General features: G+C 57.3%; 12 protein-coding genes. 9 read left to right on the top strand and 3 right to left on the bottom strand.

Features of this window, described 5'->3' with window-relative positions:
- Positions 1-68: 68 nt before the first annotated feature.
- Positions 69-1,490 carry an aspartate aminotransferase family protein gene (locus ACCC96_RS08155; protein WP_413695470.1) on the top strand — a complete coding sequence of 474 codons (1,422 nt, stop codon included), beginning with the start codon at positions 69-71 and terminating at the stop codon, positions 1,488-1,490.
- Positions 1,491-2,183: 693 nt separating this feature from the next.
- Here the strand turns inward: ACCC96_RS08155 and ACCC96_RS08150 are convergent.
- The gene (locus tag ACCC96_RS08150) at positions 2,184-2,927 is read right to left on the bottom strand and encodes a histidine kinase (protein WP_413695469.1); all 744 of its coding nucleotides are present in this window, start codon (positions 2,925-2,927) and stop codon (positions 2,184-2,186) included.
- Positions 2,928-3,032: 105 nt separating this feature from the next.
- Entirely contained in the window at positions 3,033-3,767 is a 735-nt protein-coding gene (locus ACCC96_RS08145; protein WP_413695559.1) for a FadR/GntR family transcriptional regulator, read from the bottom strand.
- 279 nt (positions 3,768-4,046) lie between these two features.
- Here ACCC96_RS08145 and ACCC96_RS08140 point away from each other — a divergent pair, with 279 nt between their 5' ends.
- From ACCC96_RS08140 to ACCC96_RS08130, 3 genes are all read left to right on the top strand, one after another.
- Complete coding sequence (locus tag ACCC96_RS08140; protein WP_413695468.1) at positions 4,047-5,540, top strand: aldehyde dehydrogenase; 1,494 nt, start codon at positions 4,047-4,049, stop codon at positions 5,538-5,540.
- Positions 5,541-5,627: 87 nt separating this feature from the next.
- Positions 5,628-7,106, top strand: a complete 1,479-nt coding sequence (locus ACCC96_RS08135; RefSeq protein ID WP_413695467.1) for an APC family permease — start codon at positions 5,628-5,630, stop codon at positions 7,104-7,106.
- 66 nt (positions 7,107-7,172) lie between these two features.
- Positions 7,173-7,658 carry an ester cyclase gene (locus tag ACCC96_RS08130; RefSeq protein ID WP_413695466.1) on the top strand — a complete coding sequence of 162 codons (486 nt, stop codon included), beginning with the start codon at positions 7,173-7,175 and terminating at the stop codon, positions 7,656-7,658.
- 9 nt (positions 7,659-7,667) lie between these two features.
- On the opposite strand, the gene ACCC96_RS08125 is transcribed toward ACCC96_RS08130, so the two are convergent.
- Positions 7,668-9,275 (bottom strand): IclR family transcriptional regulator C-terminal domain-containing protein, encoded by a 1,608-nt coding sequence (locus tag ACCC96_RS08125; RefSeq protein ID WP_413695465.1) that lies wholly within the window; start codon positions 9,273-9,275, stop codon positions 7,668-7,670.
- A gap of 175 nt (positions 9,276-9,450) precedes the next feature.
- Between ACCC96_RS08125 and ACCC96_RS08120 the strand changes: the two genes are divergently transcribed.
- From ACCC96_RS08120 to ACCC96_RS08100, 5 genes are all read left to right on the top strand, one after another.
- The gene (locus tag ACCC96_RS08120; RefSeq protein ID WP_413695464.1) at positions 9,451-10,260 is read left to right on the top strand and encodes a ribonuclease activity regulator RraA; all 810 of its coding nucleotides are present in this window, start codon (positions 9,451-9,453) and stop codon (positions 10,258-10,260) included.
- 2 nt (positions 10,261-10,262) lie between these two features.
- Entirely contained in the window at positions 10,263-10,727 is a 465-nt protein-coding gene (locus ACCC96_RS08115; RefSeq protein ID WP_413695463.1) for a nuclear transport factor 2 family protein, read from the top strand.
- Entirely contained in the window at positions 10,720-12,126 is a 1,407-nt protein-coding gene (locus tag ACCC96_RS08110) for an aldehyde dehydrogenase (NADP(+)) (RefSeq protein WP_413695462.1), read from the top strand. Before ACCC96_RS08115 ends, ACCC96_RS08110 begins: the two co-directional genes overlap by 8 nt.
- 15 nt (positions 12,127-12,141) lie before the next feature.
- Positions 12,142-12,435, top strand: coding sequence for a Dabb family protein (locus tag ACCC96_RS08105; protein WP_413695461.1), 294 nt, complete (start codon positions 12,142-12,144; stop codon positions 12,433-12,435).
- A gap of 82 nt (positions 12,436-12,517) precedes the next feature.
- Positions 12,518-13,807, top strand: a complete 1,290-nt coding sequence (locus ACCC96_RS08100; RefSeq protein WP_413695460.1) for an MFS transporter — start codon at positions 12,518-12,520, stop codon at positions 13,805-13,807.
- Positions 13,808-13,975: the final 168 nt, after the last annotated feature.

Here is a 13,975-nt window from a genome sequence, read left to right as displayed (position 1 = left end):
GCGGAAATGAACACCCGCCAAAGCCTGCACCAACGCCATATGGCCGTCATTCCCTGGAGTTCCTTAACATGAATCGCTCGTATCTTTCTCTTGCCGAAAAGGATATTCAGCATCAACTGCACCCCTACACCGATGCACGATTGCACCAGGAAGTAGGCCCGCTGATCATCGAGCGCGGTGAAGGCGTTTACGTCTATGACAACCAAGGCAAGCGTTATCTTGAAGCGATGTCAGGCCTTTGGAGTGTGGCGCTGGGTTTCAGTAATGAGCGTTTGATCAAAGCGGCAGAGCAACAGCTACGTAAACTGCCCTTTTATCACCTCTTCAGTCACAAGGCTCACACGCCCAGTATCGAATTGGCCGAGAAGTTGATCGAAATCGCCCCGGTGCCGATGAGCAAAGTCTTCTTCACTAACTCAGGCTCTGAAGCCAACGACACTGTCGTCAAGATGATCTGGTATCGCAATAACGCCATTGGCAAGCCTGGCAAAAAGAAGTTCATCAGCCGTCACAATGCGTATCACGGCATTACTGCTGTCAGCGCCAGTCTGACCGGGCTGCAGGCAAACCAGCGTGGCTTTGATGTACCGCTGCCTGGCTTCTATCACGTCGCCTGTCCGCACCACTATCGCAATGCCAGACCTGGCGAGACCGATGAACAATTTGCTGATCGCCTGGCAACTGAACTGGAAAATATCATCCTTCGGGAAGGGCCGGAAACCGTAGCTGCTTTTTACGGCGAACCGCTGATGGGGGCGGGCGGCGTGATTGTGCCTCCGCGCACCTATTGGGACAAGGTTCAAGCGGTGTGCCGCAAATATGATGTGCTGATCGTCGCGGATGAAGTCATTTGTGGCTTCGGTCGTACCGGCAAGATGTTTGGCTGCGAAACCTTCGGCATCAAGCCGGATGTCATGGTAGTTTCCAAGCAACTATCCTCTTCGTATCAACCGATCGCGGCAGTCCTGATCAACGATAAGGTCTTCGAGGGGATCGCCGATCAGAGCCACACCTTCGGTACTCTGGGCCATGGGTTCACCGGCAGCGGCCATCCGGTTGCGACCGCAGTTGCGCTGGAAAACATAAAGATCATCCAAGAAGAGCGGCTTGTCGAGCACGCCTGCGAGTTGGGCGAACAACTTCAAGCCGGACTGGCTCAATTTACTGATCATCCGTTAGTAGGGGAGGTTAGGGGCTGTGGACTGATCGCAGCTGTGGAGCTTGTTGCGGATCGTCGGACAAAGGAGCCGCTGGATACGGTTGGGAAGCTGGGGCGCTATCTGGCGGGACGTGCGCAGGAGTACGGCATGATCACAAGGGCGATGGGAGATTCGATCGCATTCTGCCCGCCGTTGATTTCCACGAAAGAAGAAATACAGCTCGTGGTTGATATTTTCAGCCGTGCGCTCGACGACACAGACCGCTGGTTTGGCCTGGGTGTCAACCAAAGCATGTGGCATCAGTGGGAGGGCTACACGCACAACTCCTGATAGCGTCGCATCGGTCATCGGCGCGGCGCAGGGTACTGGTCGCGCCACGACCTTCGTTTCGTGAATAAAAATGACTCTTCACGGATTACCGGGAAAGACGCTCTTGATCTTCATGAAAAAGAGTTCGTGTCCCGGTAGTCGTACACCTTACTGTTTGATGAGCATGATTTCTTCCTTTTAATTGACCGGTGTGCATTGACCAACGAACCCGGCTCACAATGCCTCTAGATGAACCTGTTGTTCGGGCTTCTTCAGGTTCTCTGGATTACACAGCAGTAAACAGCTAGCGTGCTTGATAACCTCCAGGTCAAAAGCTGTATTCATGTTCAGCGCAGCGGCCTCGATTTGAGCACAACCCTCTGGATCCATTATTCGAAAAATGATTCGTTCCCGGTTTCGTGAATGCGCGACCACCTGCGGCTACGGAAATGACAGTCCGTCTAGAGGTGGTGTTCTTCCAGTGCCGCGGCGAGTGAACACAGCCTTGCCAAGTCGGTTGAGTTGGTTCTTGTGCAATAGCCTGACAGGATAGGCGGCTGGATGGGGGGGCGATTTTCAACGAAGTGGGGCTGCTTTCGGTAGCGGAGTGCATGGCGGCCTCCAGCCATCCATGGCAGGAGCTTTCATTCGACGGGATTCTTCCTGAAGCGCATGGGTTGAGATTTGGTTCTTCAAACGAAGATGGAGTCTTGATCAACACCTTGGCACAGGCCGCTCCACGACGCTCCAATATGACGATGTGTCGATAAGACTCAGGACTCGACCCTGTTCGTTGTCCAGGCTCAGGGTACCTCGGATCAAATCACCGGCCAGCCAACTCGGTGTGTTAGCCGCCAGCACTCGACCTTCGGCATTGAGTAACAACGCCTCGTTACTGACCCGCATAAGGCTGCGCACGAGCAAGGGTTCCAGGGAGTGCAGAGAAATATCGGCCGCAGCTACACCAATGAAGCGATCTGCGAAAAAAATAGGAACCGAGAAGGCAACGATGTACTGCTCCGTGCCGTACAAATCCACAAACGGGCCGTCTATGGAGGGCTGCCGAGTTTGTTGAGGACGGGTGTACCAAGGCATGTGCAGGTAATCGTAAAAACGGTCACTACGGCTATTAAAATTCAGCGTCAGAGGCTGGATCTCTTCTTTTTGGGTTCGGCACCACCACTCCAGATGCATCTCGCGATCTTCCAGCTCACCAGGAGCGAAGACAACTCCGGCGCCATGAAACTTGAGGCTCTCCGAGTTCAGGATTTGCCGGATTATCGGCAGCAATGGCTTGAGGTCGCCTTGGCTGGGGCGCTTCGTTTTGCAACACAGATGTTCCCAAATGCTCAATACTTGGGCGCTCATATCGTTGAGCCCCTTGAATACGTTACTAATGGAAGCGTTGATCAACGTGGCACATTGGGACAACTCGTTTGCTGACATTTCGTTAGCCATGGCTCTACCTCATGACTCAGAGAAGACAATGCGGTGCCTGCAGTCGACGAGGTATGCGACGCCGAGCTGCATAGCGAGCGAGTAATTCAGCAAGTTTCGTTCCATTCATAAGTCGCCTTCTGCCATTTGTTGTAGTCGTAGGGTGCTTAGGCGGCGAACGCCTCGTGTTACATGTGCTTCTGCCAGTGCGCCGGCCAGATTGGCGTCGTTCGCTACGATGGCTTCCAGGATAGCCCTATGTTCCCGTTCGATGGTCTGTGGGTCCGGTTGACCGGCAAACTGCAGCCATAACAGTTCCCCAAGTTCCGCCTGCAAGCGCGCTTCGCTGTGCGTCAGGCGCACAGACTGCGCTGCCACGGCTATTTCGATATGGAATCTGGCGTCGGCTCGTCGGCGGTCTCGCCGCTCTTTAGCGTTGGCCAGAGCGTCGACAAAGCTGCTCAGTCTTGCATGTTGCTCAGGCCCGGCGCGCTGAGCCGCCAGTCGGGCGGCCGCGCCTGAAATGGCAGCGTGTTCATCGGCGAGGTCGCGCAGTTCAAGCGTGCTGATTTCACGAAGTTGATCGAACAGAGACTGATCTGAGGTTTGCGGCGCGGCGCAGATGAAGCTCCCGCCGCTGCGTCCGCGACGGGTTTCGATAACCCCGCGCTCGCGCAAGACCGCCAGCGCGTCTCGCAGGGTGACCGTTGCAACGCCGAGTTGTGTGGCCAGGACACTTTCATTGGGGAGCTGTTCGCCTTCTGTGAACAAACCCAGATCGATCATTTCTATCAGGCGACGGGTAACAGACTCCGTTTTACCTTCCTGGTTAAGGCGTATGAGGCTTGATGTAGGGCTCATGGTTGATTCATTCATGGGCGGCGCCGTTTTACGCCTGTGGCAATAGTCCGATGTAGCGTCAAGCGCGTCCGGATGTGTGTTTCTTTTAAAATTCTATTTCATATTTAATATTGTTTTTGTGCGTGTTCGTATGGTGATACTAGAGTTTTAACGCATAAAAAGTCAAAAAAATCACCTTCAATCCGCTTTTTCGGGGTTCTCATGGATTAAAAGATATGGTTCCATAGGTTTAAGGCGATTTGAGATCGCATCCATCCGAACCCAGGAGCACTTTTAACCATGAGTCAGTTGACCCGATCAGAGTGGGAAGCCAGAGCCAAGGCGCTGAGCATCGAAGGGCGAGCCTTTATCAATGGCAAATATGTGTCGGCCAGTTCAGGTGCAACCTTCGAGTGCATAAGTCCGATCGACGGGCGTGTGCTTGCCCTGGTCGCAAGTTGCGATGCGGCGGATGCCGATTTGGCGGTAGCCAGCGCCCGCTCGGCGTTCGAGTCCGGCGTCTGGTCACACCAAGCACCTGCAATGCGCAAGGCAGTAATGGTGCGTTTTTCCGAATTGTTGCAGGCCCATGCCGAAGAGCTAGCTCTACTGGAAACATTGGACATGGGCAAACCGATCTCCGATGCGCTGTCCGTCGACCTCCCGGGGACCATTGACAGTATCCGCTGGTGCGGTGAGGCAATCGACAAGATTTACGATGAGGTGGCAGCGACCTCGGTCGATCAGCTCGGGCTGGTTACCCGAGAGCCGGTTGGGGTGGTCGCTACTATCGTGCCGTGGAATTTCCCACTGATGATGGCGTCCTGGAAGCTGGGACCGGCGCTGGCTGCCGGTAACTCAGTGATCCTCAAACCCTCGGAGCGTTCTCCGTTGACCGCTATCCGCATCGCACAGCTTGCTCTGGAGGCGGGTCTGCCAGCGGGTGTCCTCAATGTTCTGCCGGGCTATGGCAACACCGTGGGCAAGGCGTTGGCCTTGCACGGTGACGTTGATACCTTGGCGTTTACCGGGTCTACCCAAGTGGCCAAGCAATTACTGGTTTATGCGGGTGAGTCAAACATGAAACGGGTCTGGCTCGAGGCCGGCGGCAAGAGTCCCAACATTGTATTTGCCGATGCCCCTGATCTGCAGGTGGCGGCCGAGGCTGCAGCGGCAGCCATCGCCTTCAACCAGGGCGAGGTTTGCACCGCCGGTTCACGTTTGCTCGTGCAGGCGTCAATCAAGGAGCGTTTTGTGCCAATGGTTGTCGAGGCCATGAAGGGCTGGAAGCCAGGACATCCGCTCGACCCTGATACTAATGTCGGTGCACTGGTGGACGGCCGTCATCTGGAAGGGGTGCTGCAGTACATCCAAGAGGGTCAGGTACAAGGTGCGCGGCTATTGCTGGGTGGACATGCGGTACTGGCAGAAACCGGCGGCAGTTATGTCGAGCCGACCCTGTTCGACAATGTCAGCAACTCGATGAAAATCGCCCGGGAAGAGATCTTTGGTCCTGTACTGTCAGTGATCGAATTTGACGAAGCCGAGGATGCGATACGCATCGCCAATGACACCCCTTATGGACTGGCAGCAGCCGTTTGGACGGCTGACCTGTCTAGAGCCCACAACATGGCCCGCGCACTTCGTGCCGGGAGTGTTTGGGTCAACCTCTATGACGGCGGTGACATGATGGCGCCGTTCGGCGGCTTTAAACAGTCCGGTAATGGTCGTGATAAATCCCTGCATGCCTTTGATAAGTACACCGAGATCAAGGCCACCTGGATACAACTCTGAGGCAACGCTCGTTAACTGCGCTACGGGCGGAATTGCGCCGTCCGATCAACGCCTACTAAAACAAATTCCTTTTTGAAGGATGTTGGAATGAACAGCTCAGTAAGTCCTAATGTGGCTGTGGACCAGGATGCGGAGCAACTCCGTGCTCTTGGGTACACCTCGAATTTCGAACGTAGTATGAGTCTGTGGCAAAACTTTGCCCTTGGGTTTACCTATCTGTCCCCGGTGGTAGGGGTCTACACCTTGTTCGGCCTGTGCTTGGCCGCCGGCGGGCCACCAATGTTTTGGTCCTATCTGCTGGTGGGGTTCGGCCAGATGCTGGTGTGTCTGATTTTTTGCGAAGTGGTATCTCAATACCCGATTTCCGGTGGCGTCTATCCTTGGGCCCGTCGTCTGGTCGGCAAGAAGTGGGCGTGGATGGTCGGGTGGATCTATGCCATCTCTCTATGCGTCACCATTGCCGCCGTCGCGCTGGGTGCTGGTCCCTACATCGCTAACCTTCTAGGTTTCGAGTCGTCGCCGGTGACTAATACGTTGGTCGCGCTATTTCTGACGGCCACGGCGACGGTCTTGAATCTCAGTGGCACCAAGCTGTTAGCTCGGGTAGCGATGTTTGGTTTTCTTTGCGAATTGGTCGGGGCTTTGTTGATCGGTGGATACCTACTGATCTTCGAACGCCACCAGCCCTTGAGCGTCTTGTTTGACACTTTTGACATTTCCATCGATGGGGCCTATTGGCCAGCCTTCCTTACAGCCTCGTTGGCGGGGATGTTCCTCTACTATGGCTTTGAAGCCTGCGGCGATGTAGCCGAGGAAACCCCAAATCCTAGCCGCCAGGTTCCAAAGGCCATGCGGATGACTATTTGGATCGGCGGCGCCGCCTCGATCTTTGCGGCTTTGGCATTGATCCTGGCAGTGCCTGACATGGCCGCAGTTATTTCCGGACAAGACAAGGACCCGATGTCCACGATATTCGGCGCGGCGTTCGGTCCTGTTGGCTCTCGGGTCGTCATGGCGGTGATTACGGTTTCGTTTGTTTCCTGCGTGCTGAGTTTGCAGGCATCTGCCAGTCGTCTGCTCTATGCCTATGCTCGAGACGAAATGCTCATGGGAAGTAATCTGCTGAAAAAACTCTCGCCTACGACACACGTCCCGACCGCAGCCCTGGTGGTGTGTGGCGTGCTGCCGGCGATCATTGTGTGTGTCGGCTTCTACCTTCAGAACGCTATTGCGCTGGTGGTGAGCTTTGCTGCCATTGGTATCTACCTGGCGTTCCAGATGATTGTTGGCGGTGCGTTGTACGCCCGTATCCGTGGGTGGAGACCCAAGGGCCAGTTCACCATGGGACGTTGGGGGTGGGTAGTTAACATCGCTGCCCTGTGCTACGGCATGTTTGCCATCGTCAATATGTCCTGGCCGCGTACCCCAGATGCGCCCTGGTACGTGAACTACGGCATCGCACTTGTCGGTGCCATTGTCATCCTCGTCGGTGTCCTATACATGACCCTGTTTCGTCCTTATGAAAAGGGCAGGGCCCCAGCTTCGGATGCCTGGAAAAACCGCTAATTGACATCAATGCCTGCCGCTGAGCGTGGCAGGCAACCCCATATTCTGACAACAAGGTTGAAGGCTATGACGTCTCGAATCTACTCACTGCTGTTCGGGTTACTTCTGGTTCTGGCCAGCCATGCAAGTTTTGCGGCTGGACAAAACACTACCCTTGATGTGGTTCATGAATACATGAAGGCTTGGAATGCTCACAATGCGGATGCCGCGGCCGAGTACTTTTCTGACAACGTTGAGTTCCTCGATGCCTCGGTGGGCACGCCTCAGGTTGGTCGCGAAAACGCCAAGGCCCAAGTAATTCAGGTGTTTATGCAGGCGGTGCCGGATCTGCAATGGAAGATGCTCGGCGAGCCGATCGTCAATGGTGAGAGCATCGCCTTCGAATGGGAGTTCAAGGGGCGTAATACCGGACCCTGGAGTATCGAGACCCCAGCCACTCAACGTCCTCTCAGCTTCAAGGGCGTCAGTTTCATACTGCTCAAGGACGGAAAGATCCTCACGCAGCATGACTATTACGACGCCCTTGGTTTTAACAAGCAATTAGGTTGGTAGAACGATGCGTCACAGGCGCCAGCTACTTGTCGCCACCGGCTGCCCTGCCACCTCTGCCTCCAGTCGCAGCAGGCACCCCGAGTCAGGTGCGCCGCCGAGCACTTCGAGTTTCAGTTCCTGGCGGGAGCTGGTGATATAGAGGGTACAGCCGTCCTTTCCGCCAAAGCAGAGGTCCGAGGGGCTTGGTACGGGGAGGCCGATCATGCGGTCGAGATTGCCTTCAGCGTCGAAGCGAGCAAGGCTCCAGCCATCTCGTTGAGTCGTCCAAACCCCGCCTTGGGCATCCAGGGCCAGGCCGCTCAGGCTGCCGCCACCGCGAGGCAGGGACGCCAGCCGGCGCACGGCATTGCTGCCAGGCTGTAGGCGTAGGATGTCTCCTGTCGCTGGCGCTATTGCGTACAACGCTTCGCCCGTAGCATCCCAACGAAAGCCACTGACCTGTTCGGTCAGGTTCCAGCCATGTCGCAGTTCTCCCTCAGCGCTCACTTCGCCGATCTGGCAACCACTGGCGGTCTTAGTGCATCCCCACAGGGCTCCGGAGGGATGGGTCGCCAAGGCCAGGAGTCGCGTGCCGATCAGATCCTGCATCGGGTGTTCGATACCTTGCCAATCAATCAGTGACCAGCCTCCGGTCTGGGCCACCAGTAAACCGTCACGGTGCAGTTCCATGGCTCGCACCGGGAGGTCCAAGCGGGTGAGGAGTCGGCTGTTCTGGCCATCCCAGCAATGGATAGCCGGTGCCAAGGTGTCGGCCCAGTAAAGCATGTTGTGTTCAGCATGCCAGCGTGGGAAGGCACCGTGGAAAGCCCATGGACCGGGAACCACGTTTGTCGCACTCGTAGGATGTGGTGAGGGTTCCGACCGCACCTGTTCGCCAACCCGCCGCGCTGCATCCGTCAGTTCCGGCCCCAACAACGTCAGGCGCTCCAAGGTGAGGCGATAGGCTGGACCCGCGACGCTCAGTGCGCCGCGCACAATACCTTGCTTATCGATGATGGGGGCCGCGACGCAACGTACGCCCAGGCGAATTTCTTCATCGTCCAACGCATAGCCACGCGCATATGTAATCTGAAGCTCCGCCAATAGACGTCGACGGTCCGTGATGGTCAGCGGAGTCAGTGGTTCGAGTACCAGCCCCTTGAGGATCTCATCTCGGGCGATAGGTGATAGCGCCGAGAGAATGGCCTTGCCCTGACCGGTACAGTACACCGGCTTGCCCTGACCTAGACTGGCCGCAGAGCGTAGGGTATGTGCACCGTCGCAACGCTCAAGCGATAGGACCTGGTTGCCGTCAAGCACGGCCAGGTAGGAGGTTTCCCCCGTCAGGTCACGCAAGGCACGCAGCTCGGCACTGGCAGCGGCGACGAGATCCGGTTCCAGGTAAGCATTGCGCACCATTTCCAGATAATTAAAACCCAACCGATAAACCTTGCGGGTCGGGTCGCGCCGAATCATGCCGCGCTCTACCAGTGTGGCGAGGATGCGGTACATCGTTGTGCGTGGCAGCTGCACCTGCTCGGCCAACTGTGCCTGGCTGATGCCGCTGGACATCGCGCCAATGGCCTGTAAGACATCAAGGGCTTTCTCCAGCGCACCCGTGCCATCACCTGTTTTCATCGAGTATTCCCACCTTTTGGAACTGCCCTGGTCGATGGCCCATTCTGCTGCTTTTTTGTGTGTTTTTCCGCCATAGAATCGAGCATAGCAAGGCTTGTTGCAGGTGGCAGTTCCAGAATGTGGGAATTGTCCTTCGCCGCCTATCGGATGAATCTCGATTGGAGAAACTATAAGAATGTCCACCATCCACACTTACGCAGATGCTCATGAAAGCGCTTCTGGAAAGAAGGTCGAAGTCAGCGATGAAGTCTTGGCCAAACTCGCTACCTGCAGCAGCGGTTCACTAACCACCCAGTTGTTCAAGCGTGGTTTCCGCCAGCCCGCGCTGGTAGGGCTGCGGGCCGTCACCCGTGACACTAAACCGTTTGCTGGACGTGCCTTCACCATGCGCTTCATCCCGGCTCGTGAGGACATCGACACCTACGCGACCATGACCACCAAGCCCAATGACGACAATTTGCAATGGCAGGGTGTCGAGCAGATCCAGCCGGGCGATGTGTTGGTGATCGACAGTCGCAACGACCCGGCTGCTGCTTCCGCCGGCAACATCCTGGTGACTCGGCTATTGGCCCGTGGCGCCAAGGCCATCGTCACTGACGGCGCGCTGCGGGACGGTAGTGAAATCGCCGCCATGAGCCTGCCGGCCTATGCCCGTGAGATCACTGCCACTACGCGCATTTCCTACCACCATGTTGCGGATTTGCAGGTGCCGATCGGTTGTGCCGGCGTAGCTGTATACCCCGGTGACATCATCGTCGGCGATGCCGATGGCCTGACCCTGGTACCGGCTCATCTGGCTGAGGAGCTGGCTGAAGTCTGCAGCGTGCAGGACGACCTCGAATATTACCTGGCCATGCGTATTGCCGCCGGCGAAGCGCTGTGGGGCGTGTATCCACCTAGCCCGGCATCGATCTCCGATTATCACGCCTGGGTCGCCAATGGCCGCCCGCAAATTCCTTCGATCATCGCCCGGAAGGAGGACTGAACGTGGCCGAGCACAAGTATGCGCAACTGATTCGCCGCTACTTCGACGCCTGCAACGAGGCCGACTACAACAAGCTGGTTTCATGCTTCACACCCGACGCCGTTCACTATTTCCCGTCCGGCCTGCCGGACATTCCCTGGCGGACCTCCGACACCATCGCTCGCAAGTGGGTCTGGTGTGTGGAGAACCTTGGTTCGCAATGGACCATTGAGAAGATCCTGGTCAGCCACGACAGTCATGAGGCGGTGATCGAGTGGACCCACTGGAAGAGCAAGTTGAGTACCGCCTTGCGTGGCGATGAGTGGTACGTATTCGACGAACAGAGCGGACTGATCAAGGAAATCCGTGCCTATTACGCCTCGCCTGCGGAAAAGGGCGTGCCCATCAATGAGCTGGTTGATTTCGACTATGAGGGTCGCGGTTATCACCTCACCCCAAAGTCCGCCAAGGGAGACTCCCATGACTGATCATCAAGACCCCTCACTTCGCGCCATCGACCAAGTTGTGGCAAAGGCTGTTGAAGCTGCCGACGTTTGGGGCGAATCAATGCCCGTCGTGCGCGCCAACTTATTGCGTGGCCTGGCTGATGTGTTGGAGCAACATCAGCAGGACCTGGTGGCGATCGCCGACCGCGAGAGCGGATTAGGTGCAGTACGCCTCAACGGCGAAGTTGCCCGCACCGCTTACCAGTTGCGTGGTTTTGCCGAGGAGGTAGAAGCGGGTGTGCCTTATCGTCGTGTGGAGGATGAAGCTGTTACCGGCGCGCCGCCAGCCGGGCGCCCGCGCTTGGCGCGGGTACAACGCCCACTGGGTCCGGTGGCCATGTTCTCTGCCAGTAACTTTCCGTTCGCGTTTTCGGTGCTCGGTGGTGACACCGCCTCTGCATTGGCTGCCGGATGCCCGGTAGTGGTCAAGGTACACTCGGGGCACCCCGAACTGTCCCGCGCAGTGTTCGAGCTCGCCTCTTCGGTCATCCGCGCTCAAGGTTTGCCGGAAGGCGTGTTGACCTTGGTCGGAAACACGTCGCGAGCGGGTGGTATTTATCTCGTGCAGCATCCGGGCATCGCCGCAGTGGCTTTCACCGGTTCCTATCAGGGCGGCAAGGCACTGTGGCAGGCGGCGAACGAGCGTCCGCGTCCGGTTCCGTTCTTCGGTGAGTTGGGCTCAATCAATCCCTTAGTGGTGCTTCCAGCAGCTTTGGAAAAGGACAGTGAAAGCCTTGCCAGGACCCTGGCCGGATCTATCACCCTGGGTTGCGGCCAGTTCTGCACCAGCCCGGGTGTGATCGTTCTGCTGGAGTCTTCGGCGTCTCGGCGCTTCGTCGCTCAGTTGGTCGAAGACATTGCACCGATTGGTACGCATCGCATGCTCACACCGGGCATGCAGAAGGGCTTTGAAGCAGCGGTCGCCACCGTTGCCGAATATGCAACGCCAGTGTTCGACAAGGCCGCAGATGGGGCAGGCCCGGCGCCTCGCCTGTTGGCCGCTGACGCTGCGTCGTTCATTGCCAACCCACATTTGCGTGAAGAAATGTTCGGCCCGGCTGCACTGGTTGTCACCGCCGACTCTCTTTCACAGGTGATTGAGGTGCTGGATGTTATTGGCGGTACTTTGACTACCACCCTATGGGGTGTAGATGAACCCAGCGAAGCCAACCGTAAACTGGTGCGTGCCGCTGAGCGCGTATCGGGTCGCGTGTTGTTCGGCGGTGTACCAACCGGTGTTGCCGTCTGCCATGCCCAGCAGCATGGCGGTCCCTGGCCTTCGTCGACGGTCCCCCAATCCACGTCGGTCGGCTATGCCGCGCTTGAGCGTTTCCTGCGCCCTGTGGCGTTGCAAGACGCACCGGCCTGGGTCTTGGGTTAAGCGGAGGACACAACGATGATGAGACATATCGTGCTATTCCGACGCCTTGCCGATGTCGAGCCACAGCCTGAACTGGAAGCCCGTCTGGTCGCGCGCATGCGCCACCTGAAGGAGAAGATCGACTTCATCCGCGACTGGAAAGTCGCCGCCAACGAGCTGGATCGTCCGATCTGCTGGGACTACATCCTTGAGTCCGGCTTCGACGATGCAGCAGCGGTGGAACGTTACCTGCCGCACCCCTCCCATCAGGCCCTGGTGGCGGATCTCAAGCAGTACTTCGAGTGGGTGGCAGTGGACTACAGCGTCTAGCCCCCAGCATTGCCTGGCCTGCTGCTCGGGTCAGGCGCTATAACAACAAGATCCGGCATCACGGTGTCGGGCGGAGACGTACATGAACAAGAAAAAGAACTACCGCTGGACGATCCTGACGATGCTGTTCCTCGCCATGATCATCAACTACATCGACCGGGCGGCCTTGTCGATCGCGATGCCTTTTATTACCCAGGAATATCACCTCACGCCTTCGGAAAAAGGCATGATTTTCAGCAGCTTCTTCTTCGGCTATGCGCTGTTCTGCTTCATCGGCGGTTACCTCGCCGACCGCTTCGGTCCCAAGCGCGTGCTGACCTGGTCCATGAGCTTCTGGTCGGTGTTGTGCGGCTCCACCGCGCTGGCTTTCAATTTCTGGTCGCTGCTCATTGTCCGGGCGTTGTTCGGAGTGGGCGAGGGGCCGGTGTCGACCACCGCAAACAAGACCGTCAACAGCTGGTTTCCGATCAAAGAGCGCGCTCGTGCCATTGGCATCAACCAGGCTGGCGGTCCGCTGGGTGGTGCCTTGGCAGGCCCCATCATCGGCTTTCTCGCACTGTGGCTGGGCTGGCGCGTGGCTTTTGTGGTGATCGCAGTGATTGGCTTGGCCTGGGCTGTCGCTTGGTACCGGTTGGCTACGTCTACGCCGAACGAGCACCCTAAGGTCTCGCCCCAGGAACTGGCCGAGATCAATGAAGGCCGTGAGGCACCGGTTTCTACCGTGGAAAACGCCCCACGTACCCCGGTATTGCAGATCATTTTGCAGCGTTCGGTGTTGGTCACAGGTGTTTCGCTGTTTTGCTACAACTACATTCTGTACTTCTTCATGACCTGGTTCCCCAGCTACCTGATTGACTCCAAGGGCATCGACCTCAAGGCCATGAGCATCGTCACCGCATTGCCTTGGTTGGTGGGCACCGTCGGATTTGTATGTGGTGGGCTGCTCATTGACTGGGTGTTCAAGCGCACTGGCAAGCAGTTGTTTTCACGCAAAGTAGTTCTCGTCACGTGCCTGTTGGTTGCGGCGGTTTGTATCGGGTTGACCGGTCAGGTTCAGAGTGTGACGGCGACCGTGGCGGTGATGACCGTCGCCATCGGTTTCTTGATGCTCACCGCGCCAGCCTATTGGTCGCTGATCCAGGATGCGGTACCGGATCACCAGGTCGGTACTGCGGGTGGATTCATGCATGGCCTTGCCAACCTGTCCGGCATTGTCGCGCCCACTGTTACCGGCTTCATTATCCAGTCCACTGGCACCTACAGCAGTGGCTTTGCCTTGGCAGGCGGCCTTGGCATCCTCGGTGCGCTGATCGTGGCGTTCTTTGTTGGCGGCAAGCCGGCGAAGCAGTCCGCTGTCATCGCAGCGGCCTGATACTTGACCACCGGCCCATGGGCCGGAATCCGATGTAGGGCAGTGTCCGACCCTGCAAGGTCAGCCCCACCAGGGCAGGCCAAAGTGACAGGGACGGCGGTGGATCACCGCCAGACTCTGTGAATGGCCGGCTAACACCGGCGACAGCAACGAATTTGGGAACTTGTC

The sequence above is a fragment of the Pseudomonas sp. Pseusp11 genome (assembly GCF_047304405.1).
Classification (GTDB): domain Bacteria; phylum Pseudomonadota; class Gammaproteobacteria; order Pseudomonadales; family Pseudomonadaceae; genus Aquipseudomonas.
This window is presented reverse-complemented; position numbering and strand designations above follow the sequence as displayed.